16 protein-coding genes are annotated in these 17,806 nt (G+C 72.0%); 8 read left to right on the top strand and 8 right to left on the bottom strand.

Annotation, left to right across the window (positions count from 1 at the left end):
• Positions 1-6: 6 nt before the first annotated feature.
• Together K343_RS20720 and K343_RS0102895 are read right to left on the bottom strand one after the other, a co-directional pair.
• Positions 7-1,230: a glycosyltransferase gene (locus K343_RS20720; RefSeq protein ID WP_051277893.1), complete on the bottom strand. Its 1,224-nt coding sequence runs from the start codon at positions 1,228-1,230 to the stop codon at positions 7-9.
• A gap of 175 nt (positions 1,231-1,405) precedes the next feature.
• The gene (locus tag K343_RS0102895; protein ID WP_028006775.1) at positions 1,406-2,173 is read right to left on the bottom strand and encodes a glycosyltransferase family 25 protein; all 768 of its coding nucleotides are present in this window, start codon (positions 2,171-2,173) and stop codon (positions 1,406-1,408) included.
• Positions 2,174-2,279: 106 nt separating this feature from the next.
• On the opposite strand from K343_RS0102895, the gene K343_RS23175 reads away from it, so the two are divergent.
• From K343_RS23175 to K343_RS0102930, 7 genes are all read left to right on the top strand, one after another.
• Positions 2,280-3,230, top strand: coding sequence for a glycosyltransferase family 2 protein (locus K343_RS23175; RefSeq protein WP_161628849.1), 951 nt, complete (start codon positions 2,280-2,282; stop codon positions 3,228-3,230).
• Positions 3,231-3,320: 90 nt separating this feature from the next.
• Complete coding sequence (locus K343_RS0102905; RefSeq protein ID WP_028006776.1) at positions 3,321-4,685, top strand: capsular polysaccharide export protein, LipB/KpsS family; 1,365 nt, start codon at positions 3,321-3,323, stop codon at positions 4,683-4,685.
• Positions 4,682-5,347 (top strand): sulfotransferase family 2 domain-containing protein, encoded by a 666-nt coding sequence (locus K343_RS0102910; protein WP_028006777.1) that lies wholly within the window; start codon positions 4,682-4,684, stop codon positions 5,345-5,347. The genes K343_RS0102905 and K343_RS0102910 overlap by 4 nt, the downstream gene beginning before the upstream one ends.
• Before the next feature lie 126 nt (positions 5,348-5,473).
• Positions 5,474-7,288, top strand: a complete 1,815-nt coding sequence (gene asnB, locus K343_RS0102915; RefSeq protein ID WP_028006778.1) for an asparagine synthase (glutamine-hydrolyzing) — start codon at positions 5,474-5,476, stop codon at positions 7,286-7,288.
• Positions 7,279-8,406, top strand: coding sequence for a glycosyltransferase (locus K343_RS0102920; protein WP_028006779.1), 1,128 nt, complete (start codon positions 7,279-7,281; stop codon positions 8,404-8,406). The genes asnB and K343_RS0102920 overlap by 10 nt, the downstream gene beginning before the upstream one ends.
• A 22-nt stretch (positions 8,407-8,428) precedes the next feature.
• A complete protein-coding gene (locus K343_RS0102925) occupies positions 8,429-9,655 on the top strand; it encodes a glycosyltransferase (protein ID WP_245585105.1) in 1,227 nt (408 codons plus the stop codon).
• Entirely contained in the window at positions 9,652-10,749 is a 1,098-nt protein-coding gene (locus K343_RS0102930; protein WP_028006781.1) for a glycosyltransferase, read from the top strand. Before K343_RS0102925 ends, K343_RS0102930 begins: the two co-directional genes overlap by 4 nt.
• On the opposite strand, the gene K343_RS20735 is transcribed toward K343_RS0102930, so the two are convergent.
• The 4 genes from K343_RS20735 to K343_RS0102950 all read right to left on the bottom strand — a co-directional run bounded on the left by K343_RS20735 (position 10,719) and on the right by K343_RS0102950 (position 13,813).
• On the bottom strand, positions 10,719-11,348 hold the full coding sequence (locus tag K343_RS20735; protein ID WP_051277895.1) for a glycosyltransferase: 630 nt from the start codon (positions 11,346-11,348) through the stop codon (positions 10,719-10,721). The genes K343_RS0102930 and K343_RS20735 overlap by 31 nt on opposite strands.
• The gene (locus tag K343_RS0102940; protein ID WP_028006782.1) at positions 11,309-11,857 is read right to left on the bottom strand and encodes a glycosyltransferase family 4 protein; all 549 of its coding nucleotides are present in this window, start codon (positions 11,855-11,857) and stop codon (positions 11,309-11,311) included. The genes K343_RS20735 and K343_RS0102940 overlap by 40 nt, the downstream gene beginning before the upstream one ends.
• 115 nt (positions 11,858-11,972) lie before the next feature.
• The gene (locus K343_RS0102945; protein ID WP_028006783.1) at positions 11,973-12,716 is read right to left on the bottom strand and encodes a polysaccharide deacetylase family protein; all 744 of its coding nucleotides are present in this window, start codon (positions 12,714-12,716) and stop codon (positions 11,973-11,975) included.
• Positions 12,713-13,813: a glycosyltransferase gene (locus K343_RS0102950; RefSeq protein ID WP_028006784.1), complete on the bottom strand. Its 1,101-nt coding sequence runs from the start codon at positions 13,811-13,813 to the stop codon at positions 12,713-12,715. Before K343_RS0102950 ends, K343_RS0102945 begins: the two co-directional genes overlap by 4 nt.
• Positions 13,814-13,878: 65 nt before the next feature.
• On the opposite strand from K343_RS0102950, the gene kdoO reads away from it, so the two are divergent.
• Positions 13,879-14,757, top strand: a complete 879-nt coding sequence (gene kdoO, locus K343_RS0102955; protein ID WP_028006785.1) for a Kdo hydroxylase KdoO — start codon at positions 13,879-13,881, stop codon at positions 14,755-14,757.
• 100 nt (positions 14,758-14,857) lie between these two features.
• Here the strand turns inward: kdoO and K343_RS25135 are convergent, their stop codons facing one another.
• Entirely contained in the window at positions 14,858-16,237 is a 1,380-nt protein-coding gene (locus tag K343_RS25135) for a Fic family protein (RefSeq protein WP_154662425.1), read from the bottom strand.
• Positions 16,238-16,265: 28 nt separating this feature from the next.
• Positions 16,266-17,762, bottom strand: a complete 1,497-nt coding sequence (locus tag K343_RS0102965; protein WP_028006787.1) for an alanine/glycine:cation symporter family protein — start codon at positions 17,760-17,762, stop codon at positions 16,266-16,268.
• Positions 17,763-17,806 lie beyond the last annotated feature (44 nt).

Here is a 17,806-nt window from a genome sequence, read left to right on the forward strand (position 1 = left end):
CCGGCCCTAATGCGCCGACAGCCGCGTCGGCGCGGCCGCGGCGCTGCCGGGCCGGGGTGCGAGGAGGCTGCGGAACAGCGACTCGTAGGCGGATACCGCGCGCTCCGCGGAGAACGCCGCAGCCCGCTGCTGCAGGCGCGCCTGCACCGCCGCACGGCCGCTGCCGAGCGCCGCGCCGATCGCGGTGGCCAGCGCGTCCGCATCGTCGACCGGCACCAGCTCGCCGTAGCGCCCCTGCTCGAGAATCTCGGCGGGACCGCTCGGGCAATCGGTGCTGACCACCGGGCAGCCGGCCTGCAGCGCTTCGAGCAGCACGTAGGGCAGGCCTTCGTAGCGCGACGACAGCACGAACAGATCGGCGTGGCCGAGGTAGTCGTGCAGCGGCGCGACGTGGCCGGGCAGCTGCACGCGCTCGCCGAGCCCCAGCTGCGCGATGCGCGCTTCGAGCGCGCCCTGCAGCGGACCTTCGCCGCACAGCAGCAGGCGTGCCGGCGAGACCTCGCGCAGGCGCGCGAAGGCGGCGAGCAAGGTGTCGAAGCCCTTGGCATCGGTCAGCCGGCCGGCGGCCAGCACCACCGGCGTGGTCCGTTCGCGCAGCCACGGATGCGGCGGGGCGCCGAGCGCCGGCATCGGCGACAGCGGGTTGTAGATCAGGTGCAGGCGCGGGCGCGGCACGCCCCAGTGTTCGACCAGGTCGGCGCCGATCGCAGCGCTGACCGCGACCACCGCGTCGGCGGCCGCGTAGCGCGGCCGCAGCTCGCGCCGGCGGCGGCGCTGGCGCGCCGGGGACTGCTGGGCGGTCGCGTGCGTGAGGTGCTCGTGCGCGGTCAGCACCGAGTGCAGGCGCAGGCCCGGCAGGCGGCGCACGTCGCTGGCGATCAGGTTGTAGCGCGGCGAGGCCGAGACCAGCACCGTGTCCGGATGGTGCAGCGCCCAGCGCCAGGTATTGAGGATGGCCATGCCGCGCGAGCCGCCGACCGTTTGCACGCGCACGCGCGGATCCAGACGCTCGTCCCACGGCCGGCTGCCGAGCGGGGCGTTGGCCAGGATCCAGACCTCGGCGCCGCGTGCGCGCAGGCCGTTGGCGAGCTCGACGCCCCAGCGCTCGACGCCGCCGACCCCGGTGCACGGTCGGTGCAGCAGATTGCTGAGCAGCGCCACGCGCAGCGGCGGCGGGGTGATGGCGGGGGCCGGGCTTTCGGCGCCGTTGCCGGGGGCGGAGGGGCTCATGGCTCTGGATCATTCCGGAACGTGAAATCGCGGCGGCCGTCGCGGGGGGCGGTGCATCGCCGCAGGCGAGCGGGCTTGCCCGCGGCCGGCATGGCGGCGGCCGCCGTGCGCGCAGTGTGGCGCCGCCAACTGGCTGCACGCTGAAGGCTAGGGCGCCCGCGCCGGTGGCGTCTGGTCACTGACCTGACAGCGCGGGCTCGGCGCAGCAGCGCTCCAGGCCGCCGCGCCAGCGCGCGTAGCGGTCGTGCAGACGCGCGCGCCACTGCTTCCACGACGGGCGCGGCAGGGAGTAGCCGATCGCCTGACGCTCGCCTTCGAGCAGGCTGTCGCGGAGATCGAGCGGGTGCGCGCAAGCATCGACGAAACCGAGGTGCAGGCCCAGCTCGCCGCTCCAGTGGCCCCAGCTGTCGGCCGGGCGCAGGTAGCGCTCCTGCGCTTCGACGAGGCGGGCTGCGGCGTCGCGGCGCAGCCAGTAGGCGGTGCTGCGGAACAGATAGCGGGTGAAGCGCCTCGGCACCGCGAACAGCGGCGGTTCCGCCGAGCCGGCCGGCGCCGGCAGGCGGCGTCCGTACAGGAGTTGTTCGCCTTCGAGCCCCTGCTGGCAGCCGAGCACGACGACGTCGAAATGCGCCGCGAAGCCTTGCGTGTCGAGGCGCGCCAGCGCCGCGCCCGGCTGTACGTCGTGCTCGAAGATCAGCGCGGCGTCGGCGCCGGAGGCGAGCAGGCGGCGCCAGGCCTCCAGATGCGAGAGCGCGCAGCCCGTTTCTCCTGGCGTCAACGGGCGCTGGCGGCGGCGAAGGCGCGCGCGGTTGAGCTCGAAGTAGCGGGACGCCGGCAACTGCCGACCGTCGATGCCGAGGACGGTCGGCGCTTCGCCGAGCTGGTGATGCAGCCGGGTGCAGAGCGGTTCGGCGGCGTGCAGCGAGATCACGAAAGCGGGCATGGCGAGCGATGGAGAGACGGCGACAGAGATGGAGACGGCGCCGCGACGGCCGCGGCGTGCCGCACGCTATCATGCGCGTCCCCGCTCCTCCGGCACGCCGATCACGTTGCGCCACGATCCCGCAGAGTCCGATGCGCCGGCCGAGCGTTTCCCCGAGGCGCTGGTCACCGTCGCGATCATCGCCCGCGATGCCGCCGCCCATCTCGAACCGACGCTGGCGTCGCTGCGTGCGCAGCGATTCGACGATTTCAACGTCGTGCTGCTCGACGACGGCTCGACGGACGCCACGGCGGCGCTCGCCGAGCGCTGCGCCGCCGACTGGCCGCGGCTGCGGGTGCTCCGTCAGCCGCCGCGCGGCATCCCGGCGAGCCGCAACCGCATTCTCGACGGCGCCCGCTGCCGCTATCTGGCGATCCTCGACGCCGACGACCTCGCGCTGCCGGAGCGCCTCGCCACGCAGGTGGCGTTCCTCGAACGGCATCCGGACTGCGCGCTGTGCGCGAGCGGCTACGAAGTGTTTGCCTCGGAATCTCCGGCACAGGTGCTGAACCGGCGCGCCGAGCGGCTCGACCGGCGGCGGCTGGCGACGCGACTGGCGTTCCGCAATCCGGTGCTGCACAGCAGCGTGATGCTGCGCGTCGCGGCCTTGCGGACGCTCGGCCTGCGCTACGACGAGCGCTACGCCTGCGCCGAGGATTACGAACTGCTGACGCGGACGGCGCTGGTGGCGCGCATCGACATGCTGCCCGAGGTGCTGGTGCGCTACCGGCGCCATCCCGCGCAGTCGATCGCGCGGCTGCCGGACGCCATGCGCGGCCATCATCTGCACGCGATGGCGCGGCTGTGGCGCGACTGCGGCGTCGAGCCGTCGCCCGCCGATCTGGCGGCGCTGGCCTTTCCGAAGCAGTCGGCGCGCGCCGCCGCGCTGCCGCGCCTGCTCGCTCACGTCGGTCAGCTGCGTGCCGGTCTGGCCGCGCGCGACCTGCTCGACGCGCCGGAGCTGCGCCGCTACGCGCGGCATCTCGCGCTCGACGCGCTGCGCCCGCGCCGGCGCTGAAGCTGGAGCGCCGCCCGGGGCGCGTGCGATCATCGCGTCGCCGCCCATCCGCGGCGCGCCAGCCCCGGCTCCCATCACTCCATCCGACCGATGCCGACCGACCGTCCGTCCGCCGCTCCGTCCGCGCGTGCCGCCTCCGCCGGCGGGCCGGCGCCGCGCACGCTGGCCTTCATCGAGCTCGGCATCCGCGCCGCGCCGTACTTCGCCGAGCTGCCGGCGCAGCTGCGCCCGGACTGGCGCTGCGTGCATTTCTCGACGCGTCCGGTCGTGCGCAGCGTGCTGCGCCAAGCCGGCCTCGCCGTGGCGCCGGCGCGGGCGCGCCTGACGCTGCCGGAGCGGGCCGATCCGGCGCTGCTCGCCGAGGCCGGCGGCAAGGCCCGGCAGTTGGCGCGTGACCCCGGCCGGCTGGTGCGTCGCGTCGCCGCGGTGCAGGCGGCGCTCACCGCGTTCTTCGACGCCGAGCGCATCGACGCGCTGTTCGTCTGGAACGGTTCCGGCCTCGTCGCCTCGGTCGCCGCCGCCGAGGCGCGCCGGCGCGGCCTGCCGGTGCTGTTCGGCGAGAACGGCTATCTGCCGGGCACGCTGCAGATCGACCGCGAAGGCGTCAACTGGTACGCCTCGGCGACGCGCATCGTCGCCGAAGGGCGCGACGACGGCCCCGACGATCCGGCCGCCGAGGCGGCGCTCGATGCCGCGCTCGCCGATTACGTCGCCGGCCGGCGGCCGCCGAGCCGGCCGCCGGCGCGCCGCCTCAGGCCCTCGGCCTGGGCCCGCCTCGGCCGCGAGCTGGCGCGCCTCGGCGAGTTCGCCTACTGGCGGCCGGCGGTGAATCTCGAAGCGCACGGCTTTCATGCGCGGCTCGACAAGCTGCCGGCGCGCTACGTGTTCCTGCCGTTTCAGGTCGCCGGCGACTCGCAGTTGCTGCTGCACTCGCCGGTCGTCGGCGCCGACATGAGCAAGCTGCTGGAACTCGTGCACGCGGCGCTGCGCGCGACGGCGCCGGACGTGCGGCTGGTCGTCAAGCTGCATCCGGCCGAGCGGCGCCACGTGCTGAAGGCCTACCGCGAGCTGCCGGCGCGCTACCCGGACGTGCTGTTCACGCTGGCACAGCCGACGATCGAACTGCTGCGCGGCTGCGCCGCCGTCGTCACCGTGAATTCCACGGTCGGCTTCGAGGCCATCGCCTGCGGCAAGCCGGTGGTCGCGCTCGGCCGCAATTTCTACACGGCGCCGGGCCTGGTCGAATGCGTGTCGCAGGCCGACGCGCTGGCGCCGGCGCTGGCGCGCGCGCTGCGCGGCGAGATCGATGCCGCGCGCCGGCGGCGCTTCCTGCGCTACATTCACGGCCGCTTCCTGGTGCACGCGAGTTACCAGGATTTCGGCGCTTCCAGCTTCGCGGCCACCGCCGGCCGCATTCGCGAACTGCTCGCGTCCGCGCAGGACGTCACCCCATGATCCTTTCGAACCGTTACAACTTCCTCTACGTCCATATCGCCAAGACCGGCGGCACCAGCGTGCGCGCCGCGCTCAAGTCGCTGCAGTGGAAGGACCCGTACTACATCGCCCAGTTCATCTGCTCGCGGCTTTCGCACCTGACCGGCCATCGCATCGCCGCCAAGCTGCCGCGCCACGCCAAGATCATCGCCGCGCAGGAAATGCTGCCGCACGAGTTCTTCGACGGGCTGTTCAAGTTCGCGTTCGTGCGCAATCCCTGGGATCTGCAGGTCAGCTCCTATCACCATCTCAAGCGCGAGCGTCCGCATCTGCTGGAGGGGCACGAGTCGTTCGAGGACTTCACGCGCTGGAAGCTCGATCCGCAGCGCCCGTACCAGTACCACCTCGACACCGCGATCACGGTGCAGACCGACTATCTGATCGACCTGCACGGCAAGGTGCTGACCGACTACCTCGGCCGCTACGAGCGCCTGCAGGACGACTTCGACGTGATCTGCAAGCGCATCGGCGTGCCGACACCGCAGCTGCCGCACAAGCGTCAGGCGACCGATCGCAGCAAGGACTACCGCCGCTACTACAGCGACGATCTCGCCGCGCTGGTCGGCCGCTATTTCGCGCGCGACATCGACGTGCTCGGCTACCGCTTCGATCCGGAGTCCTGAAACGGGACGGTCGTCTTGCGCCGACGGAGCGCGTGCAATAATCGCGGCATGAGCCCGATCGCCGTGCGCAACCCCGACCGTCGCCCCATCGAACCGCCGCCGGCGCTGCCGGCCCGGCGCTGAGCCATGTGCGGCATCGCCGGCATGGTGCGCCGCGACGGCCCGGTCGCCGAGGCCGAGCTGCTGCGCATGGCCTCGTGCCTGGAACACCGCGGCCCCGAGGACGCCGGCACCTACGTCTCGGGCAGCTTCGGCATCGCCCATCAGCGTCTGGCGATCATCGATCTGGCCGGCGGCCACCAGCCGCTGTTCGATGCCGCGCGCCGCTACGCGCTGGTCTGCAACGGCGAGATCTACAACTTCATCGAGCTGCGCCGCGAGCTGGAGGCGCTGGGCCACCGTTTCCTGACCGGCTCGGACAGCGAGGTCGCGCTGCACGGCTTCGCGCAGTGGGGGCCGTCGAGCTTCAAGCGCCTGCACGGCATGTACGCCTATGCGCTGTACGACCACGCGCAGCGCGAGCTGTGGCTGGTGCGCGACCGCCTCGGCATCAAGCCGCTGTACGTCGCCGAACTCGGCGACCGCGTGCTCTACGCCAGCGAGCTGAAGGCCCTGCTGCCGCTGTTGCCGCAGCGCGAGATCGCGCCGGAGCCGCTCGCGCAGTTCTTCCAGAATCAGTTCTCGACCGGCGCCGACACGGTGATCCGCGGCGTGCGCCGCGTGCTGCCGGGCACGGCGCTGCGCATCAGCGCCGACCTCAGGACCGAGACGCACCGCTACTGGTCGGCGCGTGACGTCGGCGCGCCGCGCGAGCGCAGCTACGAGGACGCGGTCGCCGAGTGGCAGCCGCTGTTCGAGCAGGTGATGCGCGAGCACATGCGCTCCGACGTGCCGTACGGCGTGTTCCTGTCCGGCGGCGTCGATTCGGCGGTGCTGCTGGCGCAGCTCAAGCGCCTGCACTCGCAGCCGATCAAGACCTATTCGATCGGCTGGCAGGACGGCGGCAGCGACGAGCTCGACGACGCCGGCCGCATCGCCGCGCAGTTCGGCAGCGAGCATCGCGCGATCCGCCTCGACAGCCGCGCCGTGTTCCACCGCCTGCCGCGCGCGGTGTGGGCGGCCGACGACCTGATGCGCGACTACGCCTGCCTGCCGACGCTGGCGCTCGCCGAAGCCGCCGGCCGCGAGCTGAAGGTCGTGTTCAGCGGCGAGGGCGGCGACGAGGCTTTCGCCGGCTACGGCCGCTACCGGCCCGATCCTTTCGAGCGCTGGTTCAAGCAGCTGCGCTATCCGGGCAGCGGCGGGTTCCGCGTGCGCGCCGAACTCGATCAGCAATGGGTGCGCCGGCTGTTCAAGCCGGCGCTGCAGCCGGCGCTGGCGCGCTACCGCGCGCCGGTGATCGCCGCCTGGCGCGAGACGCCGCAGGCCTGGACCGATCTGCAGCGCCGTCAGTACGCCGACCTGCAGACCAATCTGCCCGACGACCTGCTGGTCAAGGCCGACCGCATGCTGATGGCCTACAGCATCGAGGGCCGCGTGCCGTTCCTCGACCATCGCGTCGTCGAGTTCGGCCTGACGCTGCCGGACCGGCTCAAGGTGTCGAGCAAGGCCGGCAAGGTCTTCATCAAGCGCTGGGCCGAGGGCTTTCTGCCCAAGGATCACCTGTGGCGGCACAAGCGCGGTTTCCACGTGCCGGTCGGCACCTGGATGCGCGACGCCGGCTTTCTCGACGCGCTCGGCCGGCGTCTGCCGAAATCGGCGGCGATCGAAGCCTGGTGCGAGCCGGCGGCGGTGCAGGCGCTGCTCGATCGCCAGCGCGCGCGCGGCGACGTCACGCGCGAGCTGTGGAGCCTGATGCAGTTCGCGATCTGGTACCGGCTCTTCATCGAGAACTCGGGCGCCGTGCCCGGCAGCGAGCAGGATCCGCTGCAATGGCTGTGACGACGTCGGCGCCGCGCGTCGCGTTCTTCCTGGCGACTTCGGGGCACAGCGGCGTCGACCGCCTGATGCGCAACCTGATCCCGGCGGTCGCGCGGCGCGGCTACGCCGTCGACCAGCTCAAGGTGCGCCGCCACGGGCCGGAACTCGGCGAGGCGCCCGGCGTGCGCGTCGTCGATCTCGGCGCCGCGCACGTCTGGTCGGCGCTGCCGCCGCTGGTCCGTTATCTGCGCCGCGAACGACCGCTGGTGATGCTGTCGGACAAGGACAAGGTCAATCGCGCCGCCGTGTTCGCACGCGCGCTGGCCGGCGCCGACACGCGTCTGGTGCTGCGCTCGGGCACGACGATCTCGGTCGATCTCGCCAACCGCGGCCCGTTCGAGCGCTGGACGCAGCGCAACTCGATGCGCTTCTGCTACCGCGGCGCGCACGCCGTGGTGGTGCCGAGCGACGCCGCCGGACGCGATCTGGCGGCCTATGCCGGCCTGCCGCCGGCCTTGATCCGCACGGTGCCGAGCCCGATCGTGCCGGCGTCGCTGTTCGAGCGGCGCAGCCCGCCGCCTGAGCATCCGTGGTTCGCGGCCGGCCAGCCGCCGGTGATCCTCGGGGTCGGCGAGCTGTCCGGGCGCAAGGACTTCGCGACGCTGATCCGCGCGTTCGCGCACCTGCGCCGCGAACGCGCGTGCCGGCTGGTGATCCTCGGCCGCGGCGGGCAGCGCGAGGCACTGCAAGCGCTGGCCGCGGAACTTGGCGTCGCCGACGATGTCGATTTCCCGGGTTTTCGCGACGACGTCTTCAACTTCATGACGCATGCGGCCGGGTTTGCCCTGACTTCGAAGTGGGAAGGCATGCCGGTCGTGCTGATCGAGGCGCTGGCGAGCGGCACGCCGGTCGTGTCGACCGACGGCGCCGGCGGCGCCCGCGAGCTGCTGCGCGACGGCGAGATCGGGGCCTTGCTGCCGGTCGGCGACGACGTCGCGATCGCCGCGGCCTTGCGCCGCATCCTCGACGAACCCAAGGACGTGGCGCGCAACGTCGCGGCCGCGCGGCGCTACGAAATCGAAAGCGCGACCGATGCCTATCTGGCCGCGATGGGCCTGCCGGCGTCCGCGCCGCTCTGATTGGACGCAACGACAACGCCAAATGTTCAGTAACGCCGACGCCTGGCTCGATGCCGGGCAATCGTTTCTCACCTACTGGGCCGGACGACAGGCGGTCGGGACCGCCGTCGACCGCCGGCGCATCGCGATCTTCCTGTCGACCTCGGGGCACAGCGGCGTCGATCGCGCGATGCAGCACCTGATTCCGGCGCTCGCCGCGCGCGGCTACGCGATCGACCTGCTGAAGGTGCGCAAGCACGGGCCGAACCTGGCCGAGATCCCCGAGAACGTGCGCGTCATCGACACCGGCGCGCGCACCACCTACGCGGCGCTGCCGGCGCTGGTGCGCTACCTGCACCGCGAACGGCCGGGCGTGCTGCTCGCCGACAAGGATCGCGTCAACCGCACTGCGCTCGCCGCACGTTGGCTGGCGCGCGCGCACGGTACCCGGCTGGTGCTCAGCTCGGGCACGACGATCTCGATCGATCTGCAGCACCGCGGCGCGTTCGAGCGCCGCCTGCAGCGCTGGTCGATGGGCCGCCTCTACCGGCACGCCGATCAGGTGATCGTCACCTGCGATGCCGTCGCCGACGACATGAGCGCATACACCGGCCTGCCGCGTGCGCGCATCCGCGCGGCGGCCAGCCCGGTCGTGCCGGCGAGCCTGTTCGACGGCAAGCCGGCGGCGCCCGAGCATCCATGGTTCGGCGCCGGCAAGACCGTGCCGGTGATCGTCGCCGTCGGCGAGCTGTCGCATCGCAAGGGCTGCGACACGCTGATCCGCGCCTTCGCGCGGCTGCGCGCGCAGCGCGCGGCGCGACTGGTGATCGTCGGCAAGGGCAAGGACGGCCAGCGCGAGCAGTTCCAGGCGCTCGCCGCCGCGCTCGGCGTCGGTGCCGACGTCGACTTCCCCGGGTTCCGCCGCGACGCCTACGCGTTCATGGCGCACGCCGATGCGTTCGCGATGGCCTCGCGCTGGGAAGGGCTCGGCTTCGTGCTGATCGAGGCGCTCGCCTGCGGCACGCCGTCGGCGGCGACCGACTGCCCGAGCGGCCCGCGCGAGATCCTGGCCGACGGCCGCTGCGGACCGCTGGTCGCCGTCGACGACGACGCGGCGCTGGCCGACGCGCTGGCGCAGCTGCTCGACGCGCCGCTGCCGCGCGAGACGCTGCAGGCGGCCGCGCGCCGCTACGAGATCGAGGCGGCGACGGACGATTACCTGCGCGCGTTCGGCCTGCCGCCGCGCGCCTCTGACGTGGAGCTTCGATGAAGCGCCTGGGTGTACTGATTTCCTTCTCCGGCGACGGCGGCGTCGAGCGCATGGTCACCAACCTCTGCGCCGAGTTCGCCAACACCGTGCAGGTCGACCTGCTGGCGATCAAGTCGGCCGGCGGGCACGCTTCGCGCGTGCCGCCAACGGTGAACCTGATCCAGCTCCAGGCGCGGCACGCGTGGACCGCGGTGCCGGAGATCGCGCGCTATCTGCGCGAGGTGCGGCCGGACGCGCTGCTGGTCGCCAAGGACCGCGCCGGACGCGCCGCGCTGAAGGCCAAGCGCCGCAGCGGCAGCGACGTGCCGGTGTGGATCCGCCTCGGCACCAATCTGTCGGCCGCGCTCGAGCGCAAGGACGCGTTCAGCCGCTGGCTGCGCGTGTTCCCGATGCGCCGCATCTATCCGCACGCCGCCGGTGTCGTCGCCGTCTCGCAGGGCGTCAAGGACGACACCGTGCGCGTCACCGGCCTGCCGGAATCGCGCGTGCACGTGATCCGCAATCCGGTCATCACCGCGCGGCTCGCCGCGCAGGCGGCCGAGCCGGTGCCGCACGCCTGGCTCGCCGACAAGACGCTGCCGGTGGTGATCGGCATGGGCCGTCTGACGCGGCAGAAGGATTTCCCGACGCTGTTGCGCGCGTTCGCGCGGCTGCAGGCGCAGCAGCCGAGCCGGCTGATCCTGCTCGGCGAAGGCAAGGATCGCGAGGCGCTCACGCAGCTCGCCGCCGAACTCGGCGTCGCCGAGCGCCTGCTGCTCGCCGGCTTCCAGAAGAACCCGTATGCCTGGCTGTCGCGCGCCGATCTGTTCGTGCTGTCGTCGGCCTGGGAGGGTTCGCCGAACGCGCTGACCGAGGCGCTGGCGCTCGGCATTCCGAGCGTGTCGACCGATTGCCCGAGCGGACCGATCGAGATCCTCGACCGCGGCCGCTACGGCGCGCTGGTCAGGATCGGCGACGACGAGGGGCTGGCGGCGGCGATGGCGGCGACGCTGCGCGCGCCGCTGCCGGCGCCCACGCTGCAGCAGGCCGTCGACGAATACCGTGCGACGACCAGCGCGCAGCGCTATCTGCGGCTGATGGGGCTGCTGGAGTAGGTCGCCAGCGGCGCGCCGGCGCCGAGCCGGCGCGGCGCGTGCGCGTCGAGCACTTCGCGGTACACGGACTCGACCGCTTCGCGCATGCGCTCGCGCGCGAAGCGCAGCAGGAAGCGCTGCCGCGCGGCGGCGCCCATCTGCCGGCGCGCGGCCGGATCGTCGGCGAGGCGGGCGATCGCGGCGGCGAACGCGGCCGGGTCGCGGTCCGGCACGAGCAGGCCGGTGACGCCGTCCTCGACCGCTTCCGGAATGCCGCCGACGCGGCTGGCGACGGCCGGCACGCCCATCGCCGCGGCTTCGAGCAGCGACAGCGACAGCGCCTCGCGGTGCGAGGGTGCCAGCACCAGATCGCAGGCGGCGAGGAGGCGCGGCACGTCGCTGCGCTCGCCGAGGAAGCGGATCTGGCCGGCGACGCCGCGCTCCGCCGCGAGCCGGCGCATGGCGTCGGCGTAATCGTTGTCGTCGGCGCCGGCCAGCAGCAGCACGGCGTCCGCGCGCTGCAGCCGCGCCAGCGCCTCGATCGCGACTTCATGCCCCTTGGCGCGCACGAAGCGCGCGATCATGCCGAGCACCAGCGTGTCGTCGCCGAAGCCGAGCATGCGGCGCGCGTCGCGGCGCGGCGGCGCGGCGGCGCCAGCGGCGCCGGATCGGCGATGCCGGAATGGATGCGCGTTAGCCGCGCGGCCGGCAGGCCGTTCGCCAGCAGCGACGCGCGTACCGCGTCGGACACACAGATCGTTCGCGCCGCGCGCTCGAAGCGGCGGTACGCGTGCGTGGAATGTGCGGTCGCCAGCGCCGGAATGCCGGCCCAGTGGCCGGCCCAGGTCGCGTAGCGCGTGCCGCGCTGCGTGTGGCCGTGCAGCAGGTCGGCCTGCCAGCGCCGCGCGAAGCGCGCCAGCCGCAGGGCCGACAGCACGTCGAACATGCCGCGCATCGGCAACGCCAGCGTGCTCAGGTCGTGACGCTGGCATTGCTCGCCGAGCCAGCCGTCGAGCGGGCCGGCGTAGCAGACGGCGTGGCCATTCGCGCGCAGCGCCAGCATGAGGTCGAGGACATGGCGCTCGACGCCACCGAGCAGGTGGCTGTGTTCGACCATGATGATGCGCATGCCGGCACCCTCCGCGACGGCGCGCGCCCGGAGCGGGGCGCGATCTGGCGCGCACTCTGTGGTGCCTCACGTTGACGGAAAGTGAAAACGGCCCGCCCGCCGGGGGCGGCCGGATTCAGGCGCCGCGGTGCAGCGCGCGGCCCTTCGGGCGGTCCTTGGTGTGCAGCTTCCAGGCGAAGCCGAGGGCGTTGTCGCCGTAGGAAATGCCCTTGCGCGGCAGCGCCAGCGGATCGAAGGCGGACGTCGCCGCGCCGCGCTGGCAGGTGACGGCCGACTGGTAGCCGGCGGCGGCGGCGGCTTCCATCGTCGCCAGATCGTGCGAGCCGTACGGATAGCAGAAGTGCGTCACGGCCTGACCGAGCTCGTCCTCGATACGGCGCTTGCTGTCCGTCACTTCATGCGCGAGCGTCGCGGCATCGAGGCCGGCGAGGCGCACGTGGCGGTAGGCGTGGCTGCCGATCTCGACGCCGCGCGCGGCGATCTCGCGGAGGCGCGACCAGTCCATCAGCGGCGGCGTCGGATGGCCGGCGGCGGCGAGCCATTCGGCCTTGCCGCCGGTCATGCCGGCGATGACGTAGGCGATCGCCGGATAGCCGAACTCTTCGAGCACCGGCAGCGCGTACTCGTGGAAGTTCTCGCAGCCGTCGTCGAAGCTCAGCACCACGGCGCGCGGCGGCAGCGGCCGGCGGCCCTGCAGTGCGGCGAGCGCGTCGCTCATCGACAGCACGCTGGCGCCGATCAGCTTCAGATAGCGCAGCTGGGCGCGGAAGCGGTCGACGTCGCAGTAGTTGGCGCGGTGGTCGCGCATCGGCGCGAAGCGGCCGACCTGGTGGTACATGAAGATGCTGATGCCGCTCATGCGCGAGCGTCCGGCAGCAGCTCGCGGTAGACGGCGAGGTTGCCGTCGACCATGACGTCGACCGAGAACTCCTCGGCGATCAGCCGGCGGCCGGCGGCGCCGAGCGCGTGGCGGCGCGCATCGTCGCCGGCGAGCGCGACGATCGCGTCGCCGAGCGCCTGCACGTCGTGCGGCGGTACCAGCAGGCCGTTGACGCCGTCGCGTACCGCCTCCGGAATGCCGCCGGCGCGCGAGGCGACGATCGCCACGCCGTTCGCCGAGGCCTGCAGCAGCGACACGCCAAGGCCTTCGGCGAACGCCGGATGAATGATGAGGTCGAGGCCTTCGAGCAGCGCCGGCAGATCCTCGCGGTAGCCGGCGAGCGTGACGCGCTCGCCGAGGCCGGCGCCGGCGATCTGCTGTTCGAGCTCCTGCTGCAGGCCGCCCTTGCCGAAGAACAGCACGTGCAGGTTCGGGATCGCCTGCAGCAGCCGCGGCATCGCTTCGAGCAGCACGGCGTGGCCCTTGCGGCGGATCAGCTGCGCGACGATCGCGATCACGAACGCGTCGTGCGGCAGGCCGAAGGCGTCGCGCAGCGCGTCGCGCGACAGCGGCGCCACCGGGTCCGGCGTGAAGGCGCTGCGCACGACGCGGATCTTGCCGGCCGGCACGCCGCTGTCCTGCAGCACCTGGCCGATCGCCGCCGAGATGGCGACGACGCGGTCGTAGAGGCGGTACTTGAAACGCGTGACGCGCGGCGATTCGTAGTGGTCGTTGCGGCGCGAATAGACGATCGGCAGGCCGTGCAGGCGGCCGGCGATCGCGCCGAGGATTTCCGGGCCGCGGCGGCTGTGCAGGTGCAGCAGGTCGGGCTTCTCGGCGCGCAGCAGGCCGAGCAGGCGCGGCGTCAGCAGCAGATCGAGATCGCCGTGCATCGGAATCTCGCGCAGCGCCACCGGCAGCTCGGCGATGCGCCGCGCCGTCAGCGAGCCGCGCGGGCAGACGACGACGTTGTCGACACCGCGTTTCGCAAGTCCCTCGACGAGGAAGGCGACCTGGCGCGCGCCGCCGTAGAAGTTCTCGCCGGCTTCGACGTGCATCACCTTGAGCTTGGACATTTTGAACCGCGGGCCGGGGAATGCCGGCCATTATACTGGGCGCCTCTTTGGTCCCGGACCCGACGATGAACCCGATCGAAACGCTGGCGATCCGCGACTGGTACGCGCCGGTGGCGCCCGAGCTGGCGGCGCACGCGCTCGACGCGCTGGAGGCCGGTTGCGTGCTGCGCCTGCCGCTGCCGTTCGTCCTGAGCGCGGACGAGCAGGTCCTGTTGTCCGACCGCCTGCTCAGCGGCGCGCGCAAGAACATCAGCTACAACCCGGCCGACGATTCGGTGAAAGGCGCCGACGGCGACGCCGGGCTCGAAGCGCTGCTGCGCGGCATGCTCGGCCGCTATCACGCCTCGACCCGGGCGCTGGCGCTGCAGCTGTTCGCGCCGTACGCCGGCCAGATGCGCGACGGGCGCGCCAGCTACCGCCCGGCCGAGATCGCCGGCCGCGTGCCGAAGTCCTGGCGCCACGACGACACGCGCCTGCACGTCGACGCCTTTCCGGCCACGCCGGTGCACGGCCGCCGCCTGCTGCGCTTCTTCAACAACATCAATCCGCACGGCGAGCCGCGTCGCTGGAACGTCGGCGAGCCGTTCGCCGACGTCGCCGCGCGCTTCTTCCCGCGCCTGCCGCCCGACAGCCCGCTGAAGGCGCGGCTGATGGCGCTGGCGAAGATCACCAAGTCGAAGCGCAGCGCCTACGATCACTACATGCTGGCGCTGCACGATGCCATGAAGGCCGATCTCGACTACCAGCGCGAAGTCGCCAAGACCGCCGCCGAGTTCCAGCCCGGCGAAACCTGGATCGTCTATTCCGACCAGGCCTCGCATGCCGTGCTGTCCGGCCGCTTCATGCTGGAACAGACCTACTACGTGCCGGTCGCCGCGCAGCGCTATCCGGAGCGCTCGCCGCTGCGCGTACTGGAACGGCTCGCCGGCCGCGCGCTGGTCTGAAGTCGCGTCGCGGAAGCGGAACGGTCGGCGGCTGCATTGCCACCTCGCTTGCGGCAGTGAAGCGTGCCGGATGAGGCCGACGCTGCCAGAGTCGCCCGGCTCATGCGTGCGGCGATGTGCCCGGCGACCGGGCGCGCGCGGGTGAGGTGGCCGGGTTATGCGACGAGCAGCGTTTCCCGCATCGCCGCCTGCGGATCGTCGATCTCGAACAGGTGCGGGAACAGATACGCGGCGGCGTAGACCGGAAACACCGGCGTGAGATCGCCGCGATGACTGGGCGCGGTGAGCAAGCCATCCTCGACGCATTCCGACACCACGGCGCGCGCGGCGCGCTCGCCGAGGCCGAGCAGGCGCGGCGCCGCGCCGCGCCGCGTTCCAGCCGGCCCATGAACATGGCCTCGATCAGCAGCGGCGCGGCGCGCTCGTCGCGGCCCAGCACCAGCTTGCGTTCGGCGCAGAAGCGCGCGACGCGATCCTTGACGTGTTCGATCTGCAGGCGTGCCGCCATGAAGGCGATCTGGTCCTCGCAGGTATCGAGCATGAAGTTCGCGAACTGCGTTGCGCCCTTCAGCGACAGCGCGCCGCGCCCGTCGAAATCGCCCTGCCGCTCCGAGTCGGCGAGGGCGAGGTGTTCGTAGTAGCGATCGCGACGTTTGGCGAGGCCGCGCGACAGCGACCACAGGCCGTCGGCCTCGAAGCCGTAGCGCGCCAGCATGGCCGTGCTCAGCAGGCGCGCGACGCGGCCGTTGCCGTCCAGGAACGGGTGGATCCAGGCGAAGCGGTGATGCGCCAGCAGCAGGTGCGCGGGCGTTTTCGGCAGGTGCCTCCAGCCTTCCGCAAAGGCGGCGAGCAGGTCCGGTACGTCCTCGGGCGCCGGCGCCCGATGCGCGCCGACGTCCACGTGGCGCGTGCGCAATGCGCCGGGCACGTTCACGGCCGTTTCGCCGTCGTGTCCGGTGACGACGCGCAGCGAGTCGGGCAGCTGTCCGACGAAGTGCCGGTGCAGCGCGCAGATGAAGTCCCGGCTGGCTACGTCCAGCGCCGGCTCGTCCTTGAGGCGCTGGCGCATCCAGCGCTCGGTCCGGATGTGGGCGACGGCGAGCGCGGCCAGATCGTCCGCCTTGCCGGGCTTGCGTTCGGCGAGGCTGCGCTGCAGCGCGCGCTCGGCTTCGATCGGCCGCGTGCCCTGGCCTTCGATCAGGTTGGAGTAATAGCTGTTGATGCCTTCGAGGCACCGGGCGAGCGCGGCGCGCGTGGCGGGCGGCAGGCGGCCGGCCAGTTCGCCGCTCTGGCGGGCGAGCACAGTCTCCCGCTCCCGGATGTCCGGGCTCTCCAGCAGGTAGAACGACAGGCGCGTCGCAGCCGGCATTGCCGGTTCCTGTTCCGGTTTATCTGCTTGACGGGCCTGAAGTATATTCCGTCGCAGCAGGTTCGGAATGCCGGTTCCGTTGTCGTCGCAAAACGCGATGCTGCCGCTCACGCCATGCCAGCGGAGAGGGTCCTCCGCTTTACGTCTTGTCCCGCTTCCACAGGCTGGTGTTGCGCAGGCCGGCGGCCTCGGCGTCGAACACCGGGTCTTTGCCGGCCTTCTTCTGCGCTTCGTAATCCTTCAGCGCGATCAGCGCCGGCTTCTGCAGGATGAGGATGGCGATGATGTTGAGCCAGGCCATCAGGCCGACGCCGATGTCGCCGAGCGCCCAGGCGTGCTGCGCGTTGCGGAAGGCGCCGAAGATCACCATCGCGACGATGCCCAGGCGCAGCAGCAGCACCGGCAGCGGGCGGTGGCGGTCGCCGTTGAGATAGGAGAGATTGGTCTCGGCCATGTAGTAGTAGGCCATGATGGTCGTGAAGGCGAAGAAGAACAGCGCCATCGCGACGAAGCCCGAGCCCCAGCCGGGCAGCACCGATTCGACCGCCGCCTGCGCGAAGCCCGGGCCTTCCTCGACGCCCGGCACGCCTTCGTACAGCGCCGCGCCGCCGCCCGGGGCGTGGACGTTGTACTTGCCGGTCGCCAGGATCAGGAACGCGGTCGAGGTGCAGACCAGCATGGTGTCGAAGTAGATCGCGAAGGCCTGCACGTAGCCCTGCTTGGCCGGATGCGAAACCTCCGCCGCCGCCGCCGCGTGCGGACCGGTGCCCTGGCCGGCTTCGTTGGCGTAGATGCCGCGCTTGACGCCCCATTCCACCGCCAGGCCGAACATCGCGCCGAACGCGGCGTGCGCGCCGAACGCGCTCCGGAAGATGATCGAGAACATCTCCGGTACGCGCTCGACGTTGAGCACCATGACCGTCAGCGCCATCAGGATGAAGCCGCCGGCCATGAACGGCACGACCACTTCGGCGAAGTTGGCGATGCGCTTGACGCCGCCGAAGATGATGGCGGCGAGCATGATGGCGACCAGGATGCCGACGCCGAGCTTGAACGCGTCGCGCGCCGGCAGGCCGAACCACTGGCCGTCCATCGCGCCGCACAGCGAGCTGCCGGCGCAGACGTTGGCGGCGCTGTCGGCGATGGCGTTGGCCTGCACGCCCGGCATCAGGAAGCCGGCGGCGATGATGGTGGCGATCGCGAAGGTCATCGCGTACCACTTCAGCCCCATCGCCTTCTCGATGTAGTAGGCCGGGCCGCCGCGGTAGCGGCCGTCGGCGTCCTTGACCTTGTAGATCTGCGCCAGCGTCGATTCGATGTACGAGGTCGACGCGCCGAGGAAGCCCATCACCCACATCCAGAAGATCGAGCCGGGACCGCCGACGGCGATGGCGGTGGCGACACCGGCGATGTTGCCGATGCCGATGCGGCCCGACAGCGACATCGCCAGTGCCTGGAACGACGACACGCCGGCCTCGGACTTCTGGCCCCTGATCGTCAGGCGCAGCATTTCGGGCAGCGCGCGCACCTGCATGAAGCGGGTGCGGATCGAGAAGTACAGGCCCGCGCCGAGGCACAGCACGATCAGCGCGCGGCTCCAGACGAGGTCATTGATTGCGCCGATGATGGCATCCACAGCAAATCTCCATGCAAAAGGGTGCCGCCAGGCGACGGCCGGAA

It is taken from the genome of Solimonas flava DSM 18980, assembly GCF_000426685.1.
Lineage (GTDB): Bacteria > Pseudomonadota > Gammaproteobacteria > Nevskiales > Nevskiaceae > Solimonas > Solimonas flava.